Here is a 22,792-nt window from a genome sequence, read left to right as displayed (position 1 = left end):
GTCAGTGTCCTGGAGGGTACGGCGGGCGGGCGGCGGGAAAGAGGCCCAGCAGGCGCGATGCGATCTCCGCCGGCGACCGGATTTCCACGGCGGCGCCAATCGCTGCCGCCGCCTTGGGCATGCCATAGACGGCGCTGCTGGCCTGGTCCTGGGCCAGGGTGAGGAAGCCGCGTTGGCGCATGGCCTTCAGGCCCTGCGCGCCGTCGCGGCCCATGCCCGTGAGCAGGATGCCCACTGCCTCGCCCTGCCAGTGGGTCGCCACGCACTGAAAAAAAACGTCGATGGAGGGCCGGTAAAGCGACTCGACCGGCTCGCTGCCATAGGCCAGGCGGCCATTCGCCCGCAGATGCAGATGGTCGTCCGTGCCTGCCAGCAGGACGGTACCGGCCAGCGGTACGTCGCCAGCCATGGCCAGCCGCACGGGCAGTGGGGTCTGTTCGTTGAACCACGTCGCCATGCCCGCGGCGAAATGCGCATCCACGTGCTGCACCAGCACGATGGCCGCGGGGAAATCCGCTGGCAAAACCCGCAGCAGTTCGGCCAGCGCCGCCGGGCCACCGGCCGAAGCGCCAATGGCCACCAGGCGCGTCGACGGTGCGGCGGACTGGCGTGTGGCAGCGGCAGCGGGTGCAGGAACCCGCGCCGCGTCATAGCGCCCGATGAGCCAGCCGACGTTTCGAATCTTGCGCAGCAACGGCGCGGCGGCATCGCGAATGTCGCCCTGGCCGAGCGCGGGCGTGTTGACGGCGTCGAGGGCGCCATGGCCCATGGCGTCGAACACACGGCTGGTCTGCCCGCTCACATCGCCCGTCACCACCACGATCGCACAGGGCGTCTGCGCCATGATGCGCCGCGTGGCTTCGACGCCGTCCATCACGGGCATGAGCAGGTCCATGAGGATGACGTCCGGTCGCAGGGCTCCACAACGCTCGATGGCCTCGGCCCCATTGCCAGCCACCCACACGACCGCGTAGCTTGGCTCCAGCGCAATGGCACGCTTGAGCGCCTCGACCGCCAGGGGCATGTCGTTGACGATGCCGATCTTCACGTGTGCGCCCTTCCGATCAGGTCTTCCACGGCCTCCAGCAGGGCTTCATCGTGGAAGCTGCTTTTGGCCAGATAGTAGTCAGCGCCGGCGTCGAGGCCGCGCTGCCGGTCTTCCTCCCGGTCCTTGTACGACACCACGATCACCGGGACGTTCTGCAGCCGCGGATCGCGCTTGATGCGCGTGACCAGCTCGATGCCGTCCATGCGCGGCATGTCCACGTCGGTCACCACCAGGTCGAAGGGCTCGGCGCGGAACATGTTCCAGCCGTCCATGCCGTCGACCGCCACGGCCACCTGATAGCCGCGTTGGGTGAGCAACTTGCGTTCCAGTTCACGCACGGTCAAAGAGTCATCGACCACCAGCACGCGCTGGCGGCGCGTCACGCCCGCGACGCTGCCGCTGCCGCTGGCGTCCACGCGCGCCAAGCGGCCGTCGGCAACCAGCTTGCCGATGGACAGCAGCAGGTCTTCCACGTCGAGGATCAGCAGCGGCGCGCCGTCTTCCATGAGCGCGCCGGCCTGGATGTCGCGCACCTTGCCCAGGCGCGGGTCGAGCGGCTGCACAACCACGGTGCGTTCACCGATGAACCGATCGACCGCCACGCCGTACATGCTGCCATGCTCGCCAATCACCACCACGCTCGCAGGGTCAGGCGTCTGCATCGCGTTACCGTACTGCAGCAGCTGGCGTGCCGACACGAGGCTGATCTGCCGCCCCTGGAAGCGCAGGTGCTGATGGCCTTCGAGCTGTTCGATGGCGGTGTGCGGTACCTCCAGTGCATGCGTGACATACGCCAGTGGAAATGCGTAATGTTCGCCGCCGATGTCCACCAGCAGGCTGCGCATCACCGACAGCGACAGCGGCATTTCCAGCACGAAGCGCATGCCGACGCCCGTTTTCTGGTGCACACGCACGGAGCCGCGCAACTGCCGCACCATGTTCTGCACGACATCGAGCCCGACCCCGCGCCCCGAAATCTCCGTGACGGCCGTGCGGGTGCTGAAGCCCGGGAGGAACAGGAATTCAAGAAGCTCGGCCTCGCTGAGCCGCGCCACGGTCGGCGCGGTCGACAGCTCGCGCCGCACCACTTCCTCGCGCAGTTGCACCAGGTCGATGCCGCGCCCGTCGTCGCCGATTTCGATGACCAGCATGCCCGCACTGTGGCGCGCCTGCAGCCGCACCACGCCTTCGGCAGGCTTGCCCGCAGCCTGCCGGTCTGCCGGCGATTCGATGCCGTGATCCAGCGCGTTGCGCAGCAGGTGCGTCAGGGGCGCTTCGAGCTTTTCCAGGATGTCGCGGTCGACCTGGGTGGCGTCGCCTTCCACGTCCAGCCGCACCTGCTTGCCCAGCGCCCGGGCCAGGTCACGCACCGAACGCGCCATGGGGCCGATGCCGTCGCCGAAGGGCCGCATGCGACAGGCCAGGGCCGTGTCGTAGAGACGCTGCGACAGATGCGTCATGCGCCAGCCGAACTGGTCGAGTTCGTCCATGCGGCGCCCGAGCGTCTGCGCGCAATCACCCATGAGCTGCACGGCATGATCGAGCGTCGCCTGTACGCGCGCGTCCGGTGGCGGTTGCTGCACTGCGAGCTGCTCGCGCAGCGTTTCCAGCGCGCGTGCAGCTTCGCTTTGCTGGCGCTTGAGCCGCAGCATGGCGGCGTTGAGCGGTTCGAGCCGGTGCGCCTCGACCAGCGTTTCGCTCGACAGGCCGAGCAGGCGGTTGAGGGTGTCGGCGGTCACGCGCAGCACGCGCTCGTCGTCGGCTGCTGCTGCCGCCGATGCAGCAACAGGCGCTGCCGGTTGCGGCGCAGGTGCAGGTGCAGAAGCCTCGGCACGCGTGCGTGCCACAGGCGCGGCACTCAGGCGCGCCTGCAACTGCGCAATGTCGGCCTCCAGATCGACGCCCGGCGTGGCCACACGCAGCAACAGGTCGGCCCCCATGAGCAATGCATCGATGTCGCTCGGCTGCAGCAGCAGGCGGCCCTCCTGCGCGCTGACCAGGCAGTCTTCCATGGCATGGGCAATGCGGACGGCCGGCTCCAGATCGACGATGCGCCCGGCGCCCTTGAGCGAATGCGCGGCGCGCATACAGGATTCCAGGTGGGCGGCGGCGCGCGGGTCGCGTTCGAGTGCGAGCAGCCCGTCGTTGAGCACCTGAACCTGCGTGACGGCTTCCATCTGGAACAGCTCCAGCAGGGACGCGTCGCGGATCTCATCGGGGTTCATGTCAGGCTCCGGTCGAGCGAACGCGTGAGTGCCACCTCGTCGAGCACCCCGACCACATGCGGGCCGCAGCGCACCACGCCCCGCGCGCATCGGACGCTCGACTGCGCCAGCGTGGCGGGCAACGCATCGACGTCGGACTCGGCCACGCGGTAGATACCGTCGACCTCGTCGACCGGCAACACCACGGCGCGCCCTGGCCCGCCCATCACCAGCATGCGGGGCTCGCCGGGCCGCGCATGCGCGTCTGCGGTCGCCGGGGTCGGCGGTCCCGCATCGATGCCCAGCATGCGCGCCAGCGAGATGCACACGGTCAGCGTGCCACGCACATTGGTCACGCCCAGCACAGTCGGGTCCCAGTGATGCGGCAGCGTGTGCACGGGCCGCACCGGGCTCACATGGTCGAGCACGCGCGTGGGCAGTCCGAGCCATTCGCCCTGCACGCGAAAAACCAGCAATGCCATGCTGTACGCCGCCATGTGCAGCAGCGCGGGCGCTTCGACAATCGCCGGTGCATCGATCGCCTGCGGAACCAGGCGGTCGATCACCGCGCGGGCTGCGCGAGCGAACACCGGGCAGTTGCGGCAATGGATGTGCTCGGCCAGGCGCTCGCACTGCTTGTTGCCCTGGCTGCCGATTCGGTTCCAGCAATCGTCCAGCGGCGCTGCCTGCGCATCGGCCCCGGGAGCTTGGCGGTTATCCATGCTGGCGCTCCTTGCGTGCGCCGCGTGCCTGCAAGCGGCGCGCGCCTTCGGTGTCGCCCTGTGAGGCAAGCAGTGCCGCCAGGTGCGCAAGGGTCTCGCGGTGTCGGGGGTCCAGGTACAGCGCCTTGCGGTAGGCCATTTGCGCCGCTTCGGAGCGTCCTGCGGCATCGTGCAGCAGGCCCTGCAGGTAGAACACCTGCGCCGTCGGTGACCGGGTGGCCAGCCAGCGCTCGCAGGCGGCCAGTGCCAGCGTGGTCTCGCCCCGGTCGGCCAGGCGGGAGATTTCGGCCAGGGCCGTCTCGTCGGATGAGCCCGTGGCATCGCTCGCAGCCGCGGGCGCGCTGGCGTCTCGGGCGATCAAAGTCGACCAGCGACGTGCGGTGGCGGCGCGCGCCGGCGCACGCAGGGCCGGTGGCCGCGCCATGAGCGCGGCGGGCCGATTCAAAGTCGAGGGCACGGGTGCAGGCGCGAGCACGGGCAAGGGCGCAACGTGAAAGGCGAAAGCGTGCGGCAGTCGCCACGCGCGCATGCCCTGGCGCGTGAGCAGGCTGGCCTCGGCCGGGCCGACGAAGAGCATGCCGTCGCGGCGTGCCAATTGCCGGAGCAGGCGCACGGCGCGCTCCTGCGTGGGCGTGTCGAAGTAGATCAACAGATTGCGGCAAAAGACGATGTCGTAAGTGGAGGCTGTTGCCTGCGGCAAAGGCGTGTCGAACAGGTTGCCGGACTGGAAATGCACCAGGTCCGCCACACGCCGCGACAGCACGTCGCCCTGAGCACCGGTCGTGAAGTAACGCTGGCGCCAGCCGTCGGCCTCGCCCCGAAAGGAGTTGGGGCCATAGACCGCCAGGCGCGCCCGCGCGATCACCGCCTCGCTCACGTCCATGGCGTCGACGGCCAACTGTGAGGGCGCGATGCCCGCGTCGAGCAGCGCCATGACGATGGAATACGGCTCCTCGCCCGTGGAGCACGGCAGGCTCAGAATGCGCACCGGCCCGGGCTCGCGTGCGAGTCGCGCGCGCACCACGTCCACCAACGCCACCAGCGACTCGGGGTAGCGGTAGAACCACGTCTCGGGCACCACCACGGCTTCGATGAGCTGCTGCATTTCACCCGGCTTGGCGTGTAGCAGTTGCCAGTAGGCGTCTTCGCTGCCAGAGCCCGTGGCGGTGGCGCGCAACCGCACGGCACGCTCGATGGCGGCCGCGCCGATCGATGCCGAATCCAGCCCGATGCGCGCCTTGAGCAGGGGACCAAAGCGCAGATCGACCGCGTTCATGCCGGCCTGCCTTCAGTCGCAGGGAACAGCAGCGTACAGACGTCGTCGCTCAGCAGTTCGTCCACGCCCACCCACTGCAGCATGCCGCCCTCCCCGTCCTGCAGCACGGGCCCGAGGTAGCGGGCCTGCACGCCGCCAAGGCCGCTCGGCATGAAGTCGGCCGGACAGCAGTGCAGCGTCTCCGTCACGCCTTCCAGGATGAGCCCGAGCGTGCGCACTGGCGCCTGCCCCCGGTGGCGGTGCGCCACCAGCACGGTGCGCGTGCTGGTGACCTGGCGCGCACCCTGGCCGATGGCCAGGTGACTCAGGTCGATCACCGGTACAGGCCGGTCCTTGAAAGACAGGATGCCGGCGACCCAATCAGGCGCACCCGGCACCTGCTTGAGCGGCTGGGGCGGCAGCACCTGCACCACCACGTCCGCGGCAAGCAGGTAGCGGTCGCAGCCGATGCGAAACTGCAGAAACAGTTTGCGCGCCGCCAGGCCGGGGCCGCCCGGCGATAGCGGCGACGCAGGACGCGTGTCCAGGCTCACACCTTGAACCGCGACACGCCCGCGCGCAAGTCGTTGGCCACCAGGTTCAGTTCGTCGATGGCCGAACTCGAATGCCGCAGCGACTCCACCGTCTGCTGCGTGGCTTCGCTCAGCTGCACCAGCGCCTGGTTGATCTGCTCGGCGCCCGTGGCCTGCGCGCCCATGCCTTCATTGACCATCTGCACGCGTGGCGCCAGTGTCTGCACCTGCTGGATGATCTGCGAGAGCTGCTCGCCGACCTCCTGCATGTCGCCCATGCCGCGGCGCACTTCTTCGGAGAACTTGTCCATGCCCATCACGCCGGCGGACACCGACGACTGGATCTCGCGCACGATCTGCTCGATGTCGTAAGTCGCCACGGCGGTCTGGTCGGCCAGGCGGCGGATTTCGGTGGCCACCACCACGAAGCCACGACCGTACTCGCCGGCCTTCTCGGCCTCGATGGCGGCATTCAGCGACAACAGGTTGGTCTGGTTGGCCACGTTGGTGATGGTGGTCACCACGCGGTTGATGTTGCCGGCCTTCTCGTTGAGCACAGCCAGTTTCGAGTTCACCGAACCGGCAGCCTCGACCACGTTGTGCATGGTGTCCTCCATGCGCGCCAGACCCACCTGACCATTGCCCGCGAGCGATGCCGTGCGTTCGGCCGCGCCCGACACCTCGGACATCGTGCGCACCAGGTCACGCGACGTTGCCGAGATCTCGCGCGACGTCGCGCCGATTTCGGTGGTGGTGGCCGCGACTTCGGTGGCCGTGGCCTGTTGCTGGCGCGACGTGGCGGCAATCTCGGTCACCGAGGTCGCCACCTGGATGGCCGAGCGCTGCGCCTTGCTCACCAGCGCGGCCAATTCGTCGGTGGTGGTGTTGAAGCCCTGTTCGATGGCGTTGAATTCGTCATTGCGCGCCAGGTCGAGCCGGCGCGTGAGATCGCCTGCGCGCAGCTCAGCCAGTCCCTCGACGATGGCGCCCATGGGCTTGGTGATGGCACGCATCAGCAGGTAACCGCAACCCAGCGCGGCCACCAGCGCCAGCACGAGGGAGATGACGACGCCGGTTTCACCCGCACCGACCGAATCCGCGATACGGTCCGTCGCCTCGTCGGCTTCCGCCTTGTTGAGCGCCACGATCTTCAGCAGGATTTCGCTGCCCTTGCTGAATTGCGGCGTCAGTTGCTCGTGCACCCGCGTGCGCGCCTCGCTGAGTGCGGCAGCGGATTGGTCGGCCAGCAGGTTGTCCCGCTGACGCCGAAACTCGAGCACCAGCGCGTGAAATTCCTTGTACAGCGCTGTCTCGTCGGGGTGGCGTACCGACTTCAGGTAGCCCGCGAGCAGCTCGTCGAACTGCGCGTCACCCTTGGCCTGCGAGTCCAGCAGCGCCTTGCGGCCCTCGGGCGTCGGGTGCTCCAGCACGTCGCGCGCGCGAACGAAACCCGTACCCCAGGCCGCACGCAGCGAAGCGCTGTAGTAAAGCCCCGGCACGGCATCCTGCCGAATGGCATCCACCTCCTTGTCAATGAGATAGAGGCGCCGCAGATCGAGCATCCCCGTCAGCGCCATGATGCCCAGGATCACGGCAAAGCCGGCGAGCATGCGCTGGCGGAGGGTCAGGTTTTTCATGGCAGTAATGTGAACTGGAGACAGCGCGGAACAGCCGGCGTGCGTGGTCGCGCAAGCCGGTGAGACTCGAAGCGTCAATGCTAACAATTGTCAACGCGAGAAGCGGGTTTGGTGAGGATGCAGCGCGTTTTGGGGGCGATCGCTTGGACAGTCGAGGGGAACCGCGCGCAGCACTGTCGATTGCTGCACACAAACAGGGCACATGAAATTGACAACTGCGCTACACACCCCTTGGACGCGGTGCGCATCATTCATCCGACCGCCGGAGCGATCGCTCGTTGCTGACAACGCAAACGCCCCCGTGATAACGATATTGAGACCGATATGAAGAACTGGAAAATTGGTACGCGCCTGGGCATCGGCTTTGCGTTGGTGCTCGCGCTCGCCGCCGTGATGGCGGTACTCGGCATTGTGGGCATGCAACGGCTGAATCAATCGGCCGACCTGATCACGGATCGCGCCCTCGTCAAGGAGCGCCTTGCGGCCCTCTGGCTGAAGGATACCGGCAAGAACAGCGTCAGGACCTTCAGTTTGGTCGCATCCAATGACGCCGACGTCCAGGCACTCCTCCAAAAGGAAATGAGCAGCACGAGCAATGCCATCTCCGAAACACAGAAGCGGCTCGAAGCCATGCTGGACACGCCAGAGGAAAAAGCGCTGAGCGCGGACATCCAGGCCAAGCGCACGGCCTATATCGCCCTGCGTACCAGCATCCTGAAGCTCAAGGAGGCCAATCAGCTGGTAGAAGCCAAGGCATTGACCTCCGGCAAGCTGGTGCCTGCCCTGGCCACGTATGAAGCCAGCGTGTCGGCCATGCTCGAGCATCAGAAATCGGTGATCGACCAAAGCGCGAAGGACATCAATTCGCTTTACCAATCCGCCTGTTGGACGCTCATTGCCCTGGCGTCGGTGGCGCTCGCCATTGGTGCCGCGGTGGCCTGGTGGTTGACGCAAGGCATCACGCAACCACTGCGCGAAGCGTTGGCCTTTGCACAAACGGTCGCCAGTGGTGACCTGCGGTCGGCAGTCACCGCCCAGGCCAGTGACGAAACCGGCCAGCTGCTGGAGGCACTGGGCAAGATGCAGGAGAGCCTTGCGGCGGTTGTGAGCGTGGTACGCAACGGCACCCACACCATTGCCACAGCCTCACGTGAAATCGCGGCAGGCAATCAGGACCTGTCCTCGCGCACTGAGGAACAGGCCAGCTCCCTGGAGCAAACGGCCGCTTCCATGGAAGAGCTGACCTCCACCGTCAAGCAGAATGCCGAGAACGCACGCCAAGCCAACCAGCTGTCGGCCTCTGCGTCGGACATTGCCGTCAGGGGCGGAAGTATCGTAAGCCAAGTGGTGAACACGATGACGGCCATCGACGGGTCCTCCAAGAAGATCGTCGACATCATCTCGGTGATCGATGGCATCGCCTTCCAGACCAACATCCTCGCGCTGAACGCGGCGGTGGAAGCCGCGCGCGCCGGCGAACAGGGCCGTGGCTTCGCGGTGGTGGCGTCGGAGGTGCGCAACCTCGCGCAGCGGTCGGCAGCGGCGGCCAAGGAAATCAAGGGCCTGATCGACACGTCGGTGGGCAATGTGAACGCGGGCACGGCGCTGGTCGACGAAGCGGGCCGGACCATGGGGCAGATCGTCGACAGCGTTCAGCGTGTGACCGACATCATGGGCGAGATCACGGCAGCCAGCCAGGAACAGACCACCGGCATCGAACAGATCAACCAGGCCATCACGCAGATGGACCAAGTCACACAGCAGAACGCAGCACTGGTGGAAGAAGCCGCCGCTGCGGCGAGCTCTCTGCAGGAGCAGGCGCACAGCTTGGTGCAAACGGTCAGCGTCTTCAAGCTGGCAGAGCAGGCCTATGCCGACGCCCCCGCGCCAAACGAAACCGCCGTGCCGATGCGGGTCGCGCACGTCACCCGTGCACAGTCGCGCAACTTGAAGCTCGTTGCGGCTGCCGCGCCCGAAGCGGCGGCGCCCCACAAGCCGGCGTCCAGACCCATGACATCCCCGGCCTTACCCAGCGACGAGTGGGCGACGTTCTGACGCTGGTCGCGCATTGGCTTGTGTCGTGCCCCACAGCGACGCGATCTTCTGGTTTTGCGGCATGCGATCGGCAGCGGGTCACGACCGCGGCGCCACAGCACGCGATCGCGACAAGTTGCGCGAGCAGATCCTGCGTGGCCTGAGATGGGAAATCGTGCGAGTTTGGTCCACCAACTGGTGGATCGATTCCACTGGCACGCTCGACAGGCTGGATGCCCGGCTGCAAGCGTTGCTCACAACGCAACGCGAGCGGCGTACCGAAGAAGTAGAGCGCGAAGCCGAGGCCGGACGCCTGGCACAAGCGGCCATTGCGCAAGCCATGGCATCAACGAAGCTGGACGAAGGAACGGGGCTCCAATCCAGGATGCGGACCCGATCACACCGGAAGTACCGGCGATAGCTCGATTACAGCAAGTCGAAGAAGTCTTTGCTCGCCAGGTCTCAGCAGCACCAGCTCATGTCGATACCGCTGAAGCTGTCGCAGGCGCTCATCCTGATCGCTTTCTACTGGCCCGAGCCTCTTGATCCTACGGCAGAGCCTCCCTTGCGCAGGCGCGCCGACGAGGACAGCTTGCGAGCAGTCGATGAGATCAGTCTCCAGGAACTATCGACGCTCGCTCGCGCCGTCATCACACAAGGCATCCAAGGCGAAGGGCTCTATCAAGCAATGGCGCGCAGGCTCGGGCTCCAACAGCTACGAGTAGCCAGCCGGACACGTCTGGAAAATGTTGTGCGCTCCTTGCCGTCGAGCACATAAAACGAACGGGGCAGCCAATGATCGAACACCTCGAAGTTGGGCCGTCGGGATATTTCTATCAACGTCAGCGACGCTGATCAAGTGAGGCAATGCCGCAGAAGCTCCCGCAAGGTTATCGGAGCTCCATCGAAGCCACAGATGAGTTTCGAAATATTGCACTGCAGGCGGTGTTGTCGCTGCAACGGGTGCGCCAGGGCTTCGTGAAGACGGGCTTGTCCTGAAGCTCTTCATCAAATTTCTGCTCGGTATGAGCAGCAGTTCACAACTCGCCGATTGTTGCCGGCCCCACCGTCACTGGGGCACCCCCATCAAAGCAAGTGGCCCGACATAATGCCCCCAAAACAACCGCAGCATTGCGGGATCAGCGGAGGAGTCACATGCCTGCATTCTTCGATGCGCCGGAGCGCACACTTTCGGTCCAATCCACCGCCATCGAGCAGCACCTGGGCCGACCCGCACTCACCCCCGTGCGTCTGTCTGGCACCGAGGGCGTCAACTCCCTATTTGAGTACGAACTGCTGCTCAAAACGTCAGACGCGCTCAATGCCGATGCCAGCGAGGGCGCCAATTTCAACATCGACGATTTCGTCGGGCGAGAAATCTCCTGCTCCATTGCCCTGGACGGCGCCGGAGAATTCCTGCCCGGCACGGTCGGCACTTCGGTCGACCGCATCGGCACCGGTGCCCGCCAAATCAATGCCCTGATCAGCAAGGCCGAATACTGGGGTGAAGAGGGTCGTCATTCTCAATACCGCCTCACCCTGCGCCCCTGGCTACATCTGGCCACCAAGCGCACCAGCACCAAGATCTACCAGAACAAAAGCGCCATTGACATCCTGGACGAGCTGCTGGGCGCCTATGCCTTCCCAGTCCACAAGATACTGTTCGCCCAGTATCCGGCGCGAGACTTTCAGGTTCAGTACAACGAATCGGACTTCGAATTTTTCTGCAGGGTCACCGAAGAATGGGGGGTCAACTATTTCTTTGAGCACAGCGATGGCAAACACCGCCTCGTCCTCATCGACGCCATGGCCGGCTGGCGCCCCACCGACAGCGAGGCCTACCGCACCGTGGAATACCACGTAAGGTCTGGCGTTCTTCTGGCGTGCGCTCCTTGTTGAGCTGGCTGTGGGTGCCGAGCCATGCCATCAGGCCTTGCGGCTGCGGCACTTGCTTGTGCTGCGGCCGAGCTTCGTCTCCCTTGGTGTCAGCCGCAGCGGCCGGACTGGAGAATGGAGCATCCACGACACTCACACCGTCCTCGTCGGGCTCACCGTCACCGTTGACCTCCGCTTCCGCCTTGTCCTTACTGGAAAAGGGACGCTGCCCGTAGAAATAGCGTTCCACGAATTTGCTGCGCCGCGCCTTGCTACCCAGCGCACCAGAAATCAGCCCCCAAGCTGGCTTTTCGGTGATGAGTTCGCCCAGGTCGGCGAAGTACTCCGCGTCCGGCAGCCAGCTTTCGTCGATCTTGTCGCGCTGGGGCAGTTCGAGCGTCACGTTCTCCACCGCACCGTTGTTGGACGAAGCGACCACGATCTCGAAGCCGTACAGCGAAGCATTGAGCTTGTAGGCTACCTGCTCCTTGCCGCCATCGTTGCAGGCTTCGCGCGAGTTTCTGGCGAAGCCGTCGGATGCGCGGCGCAGCGTGGCAAGCACGTCCGCCCGGCCAGTGACGATGGCGGCGATCAGGTCGCGCAATAGAGTCGTCTTGCCCGTGCCCGGCGGGCCATTGACTCCCAACAACCCTTGCCCATCGGCAAGGGTGGACAGGATGGTGTTCACGGCCAGTTGCTGTGAATGGACAAGTCCCAGGTGCCGCTCGGAAGGCCAGCAACTGTCGGCATAGGCCTCTGGCATCAGTCGATCGATCAGCGATAGAGAAGCGGCTTCAGTGTCGATATGCAAACGCGCTTGCGGATCGTGGCGGCACAGGTACTGGTTTAGCGCTTCGCTCTTCTCCCCCTTGCCAAGGCTGTCGGCAACGGTGGCCAAGTCTTCGAGCAGAAAGCTGTTGAGCGGATCGTCTTCCGATTCGGGTTTGTTGGGTTTGACGGGTTGGGAGCGGAAACGCAGAAACGCGTGATCCACAGGAGCAAAGAGGTCCGCGACGCCGAGGTACTGCAGCACCCACAGGGTGAGGTCACGCAAGGCATCGCCGGAGACTTGGGCATCGAGCCGCGTTTGTGCCTGCTCAGCGGCGACCCGCTCATCGTCCTCGAATCCGCAGGTCCAGTCCTTTCCCGTCAATGCCCGCCCAAGGAACCAGGCCTCGCTGGAAAGCACGAAACTGTTCTCGACCAGTTGTCCGGCCATGTCGAACTTTGCGGCGAACAACGCCGACTCCCGACGCTGTGGCTCGCGGTAGCCTTGGTCGGCGCCATACATGTTCTTGAGCGTGTCGGCGATGAGCCGGCTGTCATACAGATGGGCATAAAGCGTGTGGCTCCATACACGCTTGTTGGGCAACGCCTGCTTGCTGACGATGCTATCGACTGACCACGGCGGGATGGGACGCGTGATAGGCGTGTCGTGAAGGAATGCCCCATAGGCGTTGCTGCGCTTCTTGAGCTTGGGTGCCGATTGCGGCTGAAGCAATTCAACTGCATGCCAGAAACGGACGATATTCTCTTGCTCCATCAAGACTCCCTGCCTTTTATGATCTATCTTCTTTCTTTACTGCGCTATGCACTGATCGTCTTCGCAGTTCGTCTTCGCAGTTCATCTGCTTTACTGTAGTTGATCTCGGTGGCGGCAGTCGTCGAGATGGATCGAACTGCGTCGCCAGATGCGTGATGGCCGAGCGGGCCTGCCGCAGCGTCTCGAACCACTGCTCGTTCAGGCGCTCGTCCCTGAGCTTGCCGTTGAAGCTTTCGATGTAGCCGTTCTGCATGGGCCGTCCCGGCTCGGTCAGGTGGTAGCAGATACCGTGGATCTGCACCCCATGAAGGCGCGACGGGTGAACTTCGGGCCGTTGTCGGTGCGCATAACCAGCGGGGCATCCTCCGGATGGAGAATCAGAGCGGGCCGCCCCCCCCCCCCCGCTCTTACCTCAAAGAGGTGCTGACGAGACTGCCAACTCAACGCACCAGCTTGATCCATTCGCCGCTGCCGCATCGTTGCGATCAGTCGCATCAGTGCAGCATTGCGAAGTCGAAGAGCTTGTGCTTGCCGGCAAGCATGGCCTGCGCAATGGGCTCGGCGAGAGCCATGTCATCGTCGCTGTCCGTGAACATGACGAAGCCGTCACCGGTTCGCACAGACGCCATGACGAAGGATCGATAGCCCAGATTATTTCCCCAATGCCAGATGAACGGCCCGTCATCCGCGCGTTCAATCGCCCACCCCAGTCCCCATTGCAGGTCCAGTTGCCGAGACACCGTGACCGGCGAAGCAGTGATCTTTTCGAGCGCGGCTCTGTCATTGAGCAGGGCTACCACGAAGCGGCCGTAGTCGGGGGCGCTCGTATAGAGCGACGTCGGCACGACTGGAACGGCAAAGGGCTTGAGCTTTCTCTTCGTCCCATCGGAAGCCATCGTCGGAACGAGCGTTCCGACGGAATTTGCACCCCAAGTGTAGGCACTGCTTTGCATAGACAGTGGCTCGAAGACTTGCGAACGCATGAAAGCGTCCAGCGACTGCCCCGTGACCATTTCAACCGCGCGCTGCAAAAGCATGTAGCCTTCACCAGAGTATTGCCACGTCGCTCCGGGGTCAGCGTCAAAGTGCAGCGGCGCCTTTGACCAATTGGGCAACCCCGTCGTGTGGTTTAAAACCATGCGTGTCGTGACCTGGCCGATTCGAGGGTCACTCACCAGATCAGTTTTTGACTCGGCCCGATCGTCCAACGGGTTCTGCCGATGCACATAGCCTTGCGGGAGATAGGTAAGCAGCGGCACGAGTAGATGACGCATCGTCAAGGTCTGCTTGTGGCCCGAAAGCGGGAGTCCAGCCCGCTGCCTCAACCGCGCCTTCCTGTCAAACGGGATATCCGGCCACTTCCCGCACGCAGAAGTGCTCGAAGCGCGTGCCTGCACGGCGGTGTTTGAAGGCTTGCTGCGCGGAGGCGCTCTTCAGGGTTTGAGCATCGGTGCGAGTTCGACACCACCTGAAAATCGTTATAAATCAACGATTTAGGAGAAATGGAGCGGGTGAAGGGAATCGAACCCATAGTTTGCCCGCGCGCACAAGTCGTTGATCACCTTCAGATTTTACGATCCCCGGCGGTCGCACGGGTGAGATTTTGGAGTACCCCTGCGTAGCACCGCAGCGGGCCAACTGCAGGGGTTGACTACATCGACAGCGGAGATATTCGAACGGTCAACAACCGGGTGGAGAAGCATAGCGGGCCGGTCGCCCGCACGCTTGCCTCAAAGAGGTGCTGACGAGACTGCCAACTCAACGCGCCAGCTTGAGCCGTTCGCCGCTGCCGCATCGTTGGCAACCGGCGGCTTTGCCTCTAGCAGGCTGCTGAAGTACCAGGCACGCCGAGGGCGCCCGGCGCACTGAAGATGGCATTCTTGTAATTTCGGCGTCCCAAGTCCGCTGCCATGCCTGTTTTCGCGCTTTTGAGGTGCGTTTTGGGACTCTCACCGGCACGCTACGCGGCCAACGGACGGACCTCTGCCAAGGTCCGCATGCGCACCAAGTTGTAGGCGGCCATCGTCAGCACGAACAACTGATCGACCTTCTGGATGCCGCGCACCATCACCTGCCGGATGGGGCCATCGAATTTGGCCCAGCCGAAGCCGTGCTCGATGAGCTTGCGCTTGCGCTGCGAGATCGCATAGCCCTGGCTCTGCGCGATCTCGTCGGCCACCGCCGAGCGACGCCCCGACTTGTTCTGCGCCACATGCGGTGTGACCTTCATTCGATGCAGCGCCTCGATGAACTCGGCCGCGTCATAGCCCCTTGTCGGCACCGAGCGTGACCTCCTCATCCGGGCTCGCGGTGGCTTGTCGTGCGTCCCTGATCATGGTCTTGGCCGCTTCAAGTTCGATAAAGCCATCGGCCTGCGTGACCATTGCGTTGACGACCAGGCCGTGACGGTTGTCGGTGAGCGTGTGCCCCATGTAGCGAAGCTCGCTGGCCGTCTTGCCCTTGCGGTACAGCTTCGAATCGGGATCGGTCTTCGACTCGTGCGTCTCGTTGCTGCGTCGCTGCCCCTTGAAGTCCCCGCCCCTGTCGCCGTCGTCGTCTCCGTCCTTGCGAACGAAGCTCTTGTGCCCGGCCCAGGCCTGGATCAGCGTGCCATCGACGCTGAAATGCTCACCCGACAACCAGTCCCTGTCCTGTGCCGTCTCCAGCACTTCATTGAAGAAGGCGACCACCGCATCGTGCTCGATCAGGCGCTGGCGGTTCTTGCTGAACACCGTCGGCACCCACACCGCGTCGTCCATCGCCAGGCCAATGAACCAGCGAAACAGCATGTTGTATTGCGTCTGCTCCATGAGCTGGCGCTCCGAGCGCACGCTGAACAGGATCTGCAAGAGCATCGCGCGCAAGAGCTTCTCCGGCGCGATGCTCGGGCGTCCACCCTTGACGTTGGCCTCGTACATGCCGGCGAACAGGCCATCCTTGCGCAGCGCTTCGTTGACCATCGCCCGGATCGGGCGCAGCGGGTGATCCGCAGGCACGAAGTCCTCCAGGCGGCGCATCGCGAACAGGCTCTCGGTGAAGGTGTCAGCGCCGCGCATCGCAGAGGGTTCCGTGAGTCTGCAAAGACAACGCTGCGCACCCACTTACGGCGGACTTTCGAAAGAGGTATTTCAGCAGCCTGCTAGGGAATGGCGAGATCCTCAGATCTCTAATCTGATACATTCTGAAACTTTTGAAAACAACAATTGCTGACTCGCGACGACTGGCACATCGCCGCCGCCGTGGCGGACCGATTGGGGGACATTTTGAGTTTTTCCTTGCGAGCCTTCGCCGCCGGCGTCCTCTGTGCGCATGTCTTCTCCTTTCCGACCATCGTGCAGGCGCAGGAGACGCAGGTAACGTTGGCCGGTCTGGCATTCTCGGGCGACGCAGCCAGCCTGGATCAGCGCTTTCCATACTCGCGCGCCTACGAGAAGGGGCTTCAGCAAGCGGGTGACCGTGCGTACGCACGCATTCAGGCGAATATCGCCGCCGCCCCACCGCGCCATCTCACCGTTGCCCCCGGCATGATCGATGAGCTCAAGGGGCGTGACCAGGCGATCGTGACCTCGCTAGTGGTGAACTCGGAAACCGTTTCGGTCGAGAACTTCGGCAACCTGCGCAAGCTGTTCGTGCTGATCCGCGCACAGGCCATGTTCTTCGATTTCAAAAGCATGACCGTCGTCCGTTCGTATCCGCTGAGCTTCGCGTACATCGACGTCTTCGATCGCGATCCGACACCGGCCGAGATCCTCAGGCGGGTGCAGGCGGTCTACGAGGGCGCGGCGAACAAGCCGGGAATCTTCGCGCGCTACGCCAACGTGCTGGCAGGTGCGACCCTCCCGGCGCAGGTGCCGCGCCTGCTCAAGGTCTCCAAGGTCAGCCTGGACTCGAGCGTCTTGGCCAGCCTGCCGCCGTACCTCAAGAGCGAACCGGGCATGGCCGAGACATGGGCCGCGGACATGGTGAGCGAGGCGATCTCGACCCGCGCCGGCGTTCCGCTGATTCCCTATTCGCAGGGCTACGCCGTGGGCAACGTGTTCGCCATCCGCGTGTCCGACGGCACGGTCTTCAGCCTGAAACTGCCCGAGCCCGACTACACGATCTCGGTGGACCTCACCGGCATCAAGAAGGTGAAGTTCGGCTCCGTCGCGGCCGGCGACAGCTTCGTCTACGGTACCTACGCCACGATGAAGATCGAGCAGCCTCTGATGGGCACGGCGTACCTTTCCACAGCGTTGAAGAACGGCGAGACCAAGGTCGTCCCAGCCACGCAGACCTACGTCGATGACTTCCCGGCGTACTACGACTCGTGGAACGGCCTGTTCACGCGGTTGGCGACGGCGGTCGCGACCAAAGACATGGGTTGGGTGAAAGCAGCAGCCGCAGCGCCCGACATCGAAGCGCAAATCCTGAAAACCAACATCCTGATTTCCCAATGCAAATAGCTCGCTCACTCATGGCCGTCTTCCTGGCGTGCTTCGCTGTCGCTTCGGTGGCCCAGGTCCAGCAGGCCCGCGGCAAGGCATCGGTCACCTATCAGGGCCGGTCGGTATCGGCCGACGACAAGGCCAAGGCCACGCAGGCGGCGCAGCTCAAGGCCATCGACTTCTACTACGCCGAAGCCGGCGAGTCGGAGAGCGAGAACTTCGATGTCGTGCGGGAGAAAATCCTTGCGAACCCCGACCGGTACATCCTCGAATCCACCGTGCTGGGCGAAGAAGACACGCCCGACAAGCGCCAGTACACGGTCGCCGTTCGCGTCTCGCTGAACGTGGCCAACCTGCGCAACCTGGTGAAGTCGAACTCCGCCGTCGCCAAGGCGGGGGCTGCCGAGAAATCGCAGCTGGTCTTCGTCTTCGTGTCGCGCGAGGTGGCTTCGGTCAAGTCCTTCGACGATCGCGTCTACAAGCGCGTCGACCAAAACGTCAGTGTCAATGCACGCGGCGTGAGCACTGCCAAGGGCACCGAGGGCGAGTCGATTCGCGGCAACCAGATCAGCACCAACGAATCGACCTCCGCGACGGCCGACTTCTCCGCGAACCGCAGCCGCAGCATCGAGACGGGCGGCAGCACGGTCACGCGTGCGAGCGAGGCGACCTATCGCCTCTACCCGAGCGCCAACCTGAACGTCGTCTTCACCGGCATGTTCGCGCGCGCCGGCTTCGAAGTCATCGAAGCGGGCATGGCCGAACCGGCCACCGGTGGCCGCTTCTCGGTGGCGAAGGTCGAAGAGGACTACCAGACCGGCAACGACCTGAAGTCGGCCACCCTGCAGTCCATCGCCGCCGGTATGCGCACGGCGGGCGTGCCTTACGTCGCCCTCGGTACGCTGGACGTTGCCCCGGCTGGCAAGGACCCGGTCACGGGACTGGTGCGCGTCGGCGTGACTGTCAATGCGAAGGTTTACAACGTTTCCAAAGCCATCCCCTCGACCCAGGCGGCCGTCGGCCCGGTCCAGTACGCCGGCGTGGGCCCTGACGAATCGACCGCACGTGGCAGCGCCCTCACGCAGGCCGCCAACAACGCGGCGCGGGAACTCACCAGCCAATTGACGGCCAAGGGCATCCAGTAAGCCGAGCGCGCCCTCCCATCTTCCAAAACCATTCGCATAACTCTCGAAAGACAAAACAATGAACAAGTTCCAGATCACCATCGCTTCCGCCGTCCTCGCTCTCGGTGCCGGCACCGCAGCGCAGGCACAGTTCTCCATGCCGTCCGTTTCTGGCATGAAGGGTCTGGTCGGCGGCGGCGGCGCGTCGGCCGGTGACCTCACAGGTCAGCAGGATTCGCTGGTGCGCGGCTACGTGGCGGCGAACAAGGACGTGCTGAATGCCAACAGCCTGATGGCAGAGGCACTGGGCCTCAAGACGGCGGCCGCCACCTCCGCCGCGACCTCGGCATCGCTGACCGAAGGCGCCACCAAGGATTCGCTGGAAGAGTCGAACAAGGCGGTCGCCGCGTCGACCAGCGCCGTGGCCGCCGAAATGGCGAAGAAGCCGGTGCTGGACGCCAATTCGAAGGCGTTGTATTCGAAGGGCCTCGTGCTCCTGGGCACCGGCACCACCAAACTGGTGGCCGTGGGCAAGAACGTGTCGACCATGGGCTCGAGCCTGAAGAGCGCCTCGCCGATGCAACTGCCTAAGCTGCAGTCGGCGGTCTACATCGTCTCCAACTTCCCCGGTTCGATGTCCAACGTCGGCGGCGCGCTGCAAAACGCGATCGCGTTCGCGCAAAGCCAGGACATCCCGGTGCCGACCGACGCCAACGACGCGCTCAAGGCCCTTTGAACGTCGGCTCACAACCCATGCGTCAACTCTTCTGTATGACCGCCGTCGCTGCGGCGGCGCTGCTGGCTGGCTGCAACAAGGCCGAGCCTGAAAAAGCGGCTCCTGCGCCCACCCCGATGAGCGTCGCGGCGCCGGCGCCCGATGTCGGCAAACTCTCGAACGTGCAGACCACTGCGCAAGGCTACGGCGCATCGCCGGGCGAGGCGGTGGCGGAAGCGATGAAGCTGGCCATTCTTCAGGTGAATGGCGCCGCGGTGCAATCCGCCAGCGTCAGCGTCAAGTTCGGCCTTGACGTCAGCCTCGGCCAGGACGCTGCCTCGCTGCGCGGCAGCGCGTTCGCCGACGCCGTGACGCAGCGCTCCGGCGGCGTCATCCAGAACTTCAAGCTGGTCGAGATGAAGGAACCTGGCGTGCTCGGCGGCCAGCAGTACAAGGCGACCATCGAGGCCCAGATCGCGAAGTTCCAGCCCTCCGCAGAAATGCAGAAGGTCAAGCTGGTAATCGGCCAGATACGGTTCGACAGTGCCAGCGTTCCAATGGGCGACCGCTCGGTGTCCTCGGCGGAAGTCGCAGCGACCCTGCGCCAGCGCATCAGCGACGCGCTTGTGCAGACCGGGCGCTTTGCAGTGCTCGACCGGGAATTCAGCCCCGACATCCAGGGTGAACTCGACATGATCTCGTCGGGCCAGGCGCCCAGCGCCGAACTCGCCAAGCTGTCGCAGGCCGCGAGCGCGGACCTCGTCTGGAGCGGCCGGGTGAGCAACCTGGCCTACAACCGGCATGCACGCCAGCTCAAGACGAGCGAGCGCGAGCTGGTGAGCTATTCGGGCGGGTGGGCGCTGACCGAGAAGCTGGTGAACGTGGCGACACGACAGGTGATGGCATCGGACGCCCTGCGCGGCACGGTACCGTCGACCGAAGCCACCACGCTCGGGCGCGGCGTGGACGGCGGCAAGGTGCTGGAGGACATGAGCACCGACCTGGTCAACCAAGTGGTGACTTCGGTGCTGCGGCGGACCTTCCCGGTGACGGTCGTCTCGCGGGACGGGGCCAACGTGGTGCTCAGCCAAGGCGGGCAGGCACTCAAGGAGGGCGCGCGCTACGCGATGGTCACGATGGGGGCCGAGATGAAGGATCCGCAGACGGGCCAGAGCCTCGGTCGCGTCGAGTCGCCTTGCTGCGAACTGGTGATCGAACGCGTGACGCCGAATCTTTCGTATGGTCGACTCGAAAACGTGCGCGCGAACCTCGACCAGTTGCCTGCCGGGGCCCTGCAATTGCGTGACGCGCTCAAGGGTGTGGCGGTTACCAAGGTGTCTGCTGCGACGGATATGCCGGCTGCCGGCGGCACGGCCACGCTCGCATCGACGACACCAATGCCTGGACAGACGCGTCGGACAGCGGCACCTGTCGCGACGCCGGCCGCGCCGTCGAAGAACGACGAAAAGTGGTGATGTCCTGCGCGGCGCTGACCCGTCGGCCGCCCGCCGCACGGAGCTCAATCCGGCTGAGGGGGCGACTGGCCGAGGCTCCAATGTAACCCAGCGCCTCCGGAAACTAGGCGTTCTGCTGCTGTGAAGCACGTCGTACATGACGGAGCTGGTCGCCACCATGCTGCACCGGCTGTCCACGCAAGCCGGCAAAAACCGGTACAGGATGATGGGCTGGCGCCAGATGAGCATGCGCGGGCTGCGCAAGGCTTAAGGCGAGTGGAGCCTCGTGGCCATGGCCTGGAACACCAGGCGGATGCAGGTGCTGCGCACCGTTTGAAGGGGCCCCAGGTGCGCCCACCAGGCTGTCAGGGGCGCCTATGTGCCGCGTAGGCGCCCTGGATCGTCCTCGACGCGAGATCGCCTTGGTGTCGTCAGAAAAAGGCCGCGAACTCGGTTGGATCGTCTTGCTGAAAGGCTCAAGTCCGACGGCCGCCTAGATCCGTGGGAAGGGATCAATACGTCCTGGCGCCTTGGAGCCCGGGGCACCGCAAACGTCAGATACGCTCTGGGCACTCGACCGAAGACGCGCCGTGTGCGTCTTGTCCATCAAAACGGAGATTAAAATATGCCCCTCGAAGGGCCGCCCCCATTCGACTGGGACCAGCTCACATGCAGGGCAAGCATTGACTACGTCACTGCCTCTTGCCCCGTCAAGGTTCCGCTTCCGCCGCTCCACGGGGTCGCGAGGTGGGTGAAAGATCCCGCGGACAAAACATCTTTTCTTCTGACGATTCACGATCCCAGCCACGCCGACGTGAGCGGGGTTGTGCGGGATCTGGCCGACCTGGAAATCATGGCCTTGGAAATCTCGATCGACCTGATTCCCAAGGCGGCAAAATCCTTTGCGGCGCGGGAAGCACTGCTCCAATCGACCTTCAAGGCAGTCGCCGGGCGCTTCAGACCCGAGGATGCCCCCGACTGGGGCTATGGCATGCGGGGTGCGCTCACTGCGGCGGGCCAGATTCCAGCGCCCTTCCATAGGCGATTCCCCGGCCCGGACGAGGAGCTGATCTACGGCCACCGAGGCGACTTCGTTCAATCCAAAGCGTATCTGAAACGAGCGGATCAGGGAAAGGCGCTGCCTCTCGAGCAGCACCGCGTCAGGATGGAGCTATCCCTCCGTCGCCTTGCCCTGATGAGCACCGCACCAGCGCTACGAACTCTCACCGATCTTCAGGCGTTCCCGTACAGAAAAGCGTTCGCGAAGCACTTCCGCCTCATCGGAGAACCGGCGCTCCGGGCCCAGAAAGGCCGTGATGCTGCACAGACCCAGAAGTTGGAGCGGCAGATGGTTCGTGCTTGGAAAACCGCTGGGGTCGGGAAATTTGCCCCCGATGTCGAAAATCTTCCGCCTGACACAAGCCGACGCGCCGCAAGACAAGCGCTCGCCCGCGCCAGTGAACAGCTGCCCAAGGAGTCTTTTGTTCTCAAGCGCGACGCGCTCGCCAACCGCAAGGTGGCGTCAGCCCTGCGTACGCTTGAAAGGCGGATGGCTTAGCGCTCGACGATGACGGGTGCAGATGGCGAAAAGGGGCAGCACACGGCACGCAGACGGACAGTAAGTCATTGATTACTCACTATTTTTCCCCTCCCTGCTCAAGCCGTGTCTATATTACTGCCCGGCCACTTTTACCCCTCACCTCCCCGACGGTTGCCATCGATGCATCCAAGTTGCTCGAATGAATATGAGGTCTGCACTTTTGCAGTACTCAGAAAGCAACCACGTGAGCAAGAACCCCACCACCATCTCCTTTCTGATCATCCACCGCCAGCTTCTGCTCGGTATGGATGACGACACCCTCAGCGCGGCGATCGGCTTCCCTTCGACGAACGTCATTCCCCTCTTGAAGCGCGGCAGCATGAGGTTGCCACTCAACCGCGTCAAAGCACTTGCCAAAGCACTCGAGGCAGATCCGGTGATGGTGCTCCGACTGGCGATCAGTGAATCCGTGCCGGGGCTGCTGGAGATCATCGATGAGATCCTCAACCCGTTGAACCTCAGCGCTGCGGAGGTGAATCTGGTTCGTCACTGCCGACGACTCGCCGGCAAGAAGAAGACCACACCGCTTGTGATCGACGGTCGCGAGGTGATCGCCTTGATCACCGTCTGACAGGTTCAGCGGTCTTGGCCGTTGGAGGTTGCGACGATGTACATACGGCA

General features: G+C 64.3%; 18 protein-coding genes and 2 pseudogenes. 10 read left to right on the top strand and 10 right to left on the bottom strand.

The window, feature by feature from the left end:
* Position 1 precedes the first annotated feature (1 nt).
* Genes J2W36_RS22060 through J2W36_RS22035 form a run of 6 tightly spaced genes read right to left on the bottom strand, consistent with a single transcriptional unit; the run spans position 2 to position 7,399 of the window.
* Positions 2-1,048: a chemotaxis response regulator protein-glutamate methylesterase gene (locus J2W36_RS22060; protein WP_307691920.1), complete on the bottom strand. Its 1,047-nt coding sequence runs from the start codon at positions 1,046-1,048 to the stop codon at positions 2-4.
* Entirely contained in the window at positions 1,045-3,273 is a 2,229-nt protein-coding gene (locus J2W36_RS22055) for a hybrid sensor histidine kinase/response regulator (protein WP_307691919.1), read from the bottom strand. Before J2W36_RS22055 ends, J2W36_RS22060 begins: the two co-directional genes overlap by 4 nt.
* Positions 3,270-3,974: a chemotaxis protein CheW gene (locus tag J2W36_RS22050; RefSeq protein WP_307691918.1), complete on the bottom strand. Its 705-nt coding sequence runs from the start codon at positions 3,972-3,974 to the stop codon at positions 3,270-3,272. Before J2W36_RS22050 ends, J2W36_RS22055 begins: the two co-directional genes overlap by 4 nt.
* Entirely contained in the window at positions 3,967-5,250 is a 1,284-nt protein-coding gene (locus tag J2W36_RS22045) for a CheR family methyltransferase (protein ID WP_307691917.1), read from the bottom strand. Before J2W36_RS22045 ends, J2W36_RS22050 begins: the two co-directional genes overlap by 8 nt.
* Positions 5,247-5,783 carry a chemotaxis protein CheW gene (locus J2W36_RS22040; protein WP_307691916.1) on the bottom strand — a complete coding sequence of 179 codons (537 nt, stop codon included), beginning with the start codon at positions 5,781-5,783 and terminating at the stop codon, positions 5,247-5,249. The genes J2W36_RS22045 and J2W36_RS22040 overlap by 4 nt, the downstream gene beginning before the upstream one ends.
* The gene (locus J2W36_RS22035) at positions 5,780-7,399 is read right to left on the bottom strand and encodes a methyl-accepting chemotaxis protein (protein ID WP_307691915.1); all 1,620 of its coding nucleotides are present in this window, start codon (positions 7,397-7,399) and stop codon (positions 5,780-5,782) included. The genes J2W36_RS22040 and J2W36_RS22035 overlap by 4 nt, the downstream gene beginning before the upstream one ends.
* Positions 7,400-7,723: 324 nt before the next feature.
* Here J2W36_RS22035 and J2W36_RS22030 point away from each other — a divergent pair, with 324 nt between their 5' ends.
* From J2W36_RS22030 to J2W36_RS22015, 4 genes are all read left to right on the top strand, one after another.
* A complete protein-coding gene (locus J2W36_RS22030; RefSeq protein WP_307691914.1) occupies positions 7,724-9,454 on the top strand; it encodes a methyl-accepting chemotaxis protein in 1,731 nt (576 codons plus the stop codon).
* Between the two features lie 25 nt (positions 9,455-9,479).
* Positions 9,480-9,854: a PDDEXK-like endonuclease domain-containing protein gene (locus tag J2W36_RS22025; RefSeq protein WP_307691913.1), complete on the top strand. Its 375-nt coding sequence runs from the start codon at positions 9,480-9,482 to the stop codon at positions 9,852-9,854.
* Positions 9,855-9,911: 57 nt separating this feature from the next.
* Positions 9,912-10,211 (top strand): hypothetical protein, encoded by a 300-nt coding sequence (locus J2W36_RS22020; protein ID WP_307691912.1) that lies wholly within the window; start codon positions 9,912-9,914, stop codon positions 10,209-10,211.
* Between the two features lie 377 nt (positions 10,212-10,588).
* Positions 10,589-11,332 (top strand): phage late control D family protein, encoded by a 744-nt coding sequence (locus tag J2W36_RS22015; RefSeq protein ID WP_307691911.1) that lies wholly within the window; start codon positions 10,589-10,591, stop codon positions 11,330-11,332.
* Here the strand turns inward: J2W36_RS22015 and J2W36_RS22010 are convergent.
* From J2W36_RS22010 to J2W36_RS21995, 4 genes and pseudogenes are all read right to left on the bottom strand, one after another.
* Positions 11,229-12,851 carry a DEAD/DEAH box helicase family protein gene (locus tag J2W36_RS22010; protein WP_307691910.1) on the bottom strand — a complete coding sequence of 541 codons (1,623 nt, stop codon included), beginning with the start codon at positions 12,849-12,851 and terminating at the stop codon, positions 11,229-11,231. The two genes, J2W36_RS22015 and J2W36_RS22010, sit on opposite strands and share 104 nt — an antisense overlap.
* A gap of 109 nt (positions 12,852-12,960) precedes the next feature.
* A pseudogene (locus J2W36_RS22005) lies at positions 12,961-13,208 on the bottom strand (integrase core domain-containing protein); the annotation flags it as partial.
* 137 nt (positions 13,209-13,345) lie between these two features.
* On the bottom strand, positions 13,346-14,125 hold the full coding sequence (locus J2W36_RS22000) for a serine hydrolase domain-containing protein (protein ID WP_307691909.1): 780 nt from the start codon (positions 14,123-14,125) through the stop codon (positions 13,346-13,348).
* A 686-nt stretch (positions 14,126-14,811) separates the two neighbouring features.
* Positions 14,812-15,907, bottom strand: a pseudogene (locus J2W36_RS21995) (IS5 family transposase).
* A 219-nt stretch (positions 15,908-16,126) separates the two neighbouring features.
* Between J2W36_RS21995 and J2W36_RS21990 the strand changes: the two are divergent.
* The 6 genes from J2W36_RS21990 to J2W36_RS21965 all read left to right on the top strand — a co-directional run bounded on the left by J2W36_RS21990 (position 16,127) and on the right by J2W36_RS21965 (position 22,742).
* Entirely contained in the window at positions 16,127-17,296 is a 1,170-nt protein-coding gene (locus J2W36_RS21990; protein WP_307691908.1) for a hypothetical protein, read from the top strand.
* Entirely contained in the window at positions 17,287-18,423 is a 1,137-nt protein-coding gene (locus J2W36_RS21985) for a hypothetical protein (protein ID WP_307691907.1), read from the top strand. Before J2W36_RS21990 ends, J2W36_RS21985 begins: the two co-directional genes overlap by 10 nt.
* Positions 18,424-18,481: 58 nt before the next feature.
* Positions 18,482-19,138: a hypothetical protein gene (locus J2W36_RS21980; RefSeq protein ID WP_307691906.1), complete on the top strand. Its 657-nt coding sequence runs from the start codon at positions 18,482-18,484 to the stop codon at positions 19,136-19,138.
* 35 nt (positions 19,139-19,173) lie between these two features.
* Positions 19,174-20,592, top strand: coding sequence for a CsgG/HfaB family protein (locus tag J2W36_RS21975; protein WP_307691905.1), 1,419 nt, complete (start codon positions 19,174-19,176; stop codon positions 20,590-20,592).
* Between the two features lie 730 nt (positions 20,593-21,322).
* Positions 21,323-22,129 carry a hypothetical protein gene (locus J2W36_RS21970; RefSeq protein WP_307691904.1) on the top strand — a complete coding sequence of 269 codons (807 nt, stop codon included), beginning with the start codon at positions 21,323-21,325 and terminating at the stop codon, positions 22,127-22,129.
* A 226-nt stretch (positions 22,130-22,355) separates the two neighbouring features.
* The gene (locus J2W36_RS21965; RefSeq protein ID WP_307691903.1) at positions 22,356-22,742 is read left to right on the top strand and encodes a hypothetical protein; all 387 of its coding nucleotides are present in this window, start codon (positions 22,356-22,358) and stop codon (positions 22,740-22,742) included.
* Positions 22,743-22,792: the final 50 nt, after the last annotated feature.

The organism is Variovorax ginsengisoli (assembly GCF_030811835.1).
Lineage (GTDB): Bacteria > Pseudomonadota > Gammaproteobacteria > Burkholderiales > Burkholderiaceae_C > Variovorax > Variovorax ginsengisoli_C.
Note: the sequence above shows the minus strand (reverse complement) of the source record. Positions and strands in the feature narration are given on the sequence as shown.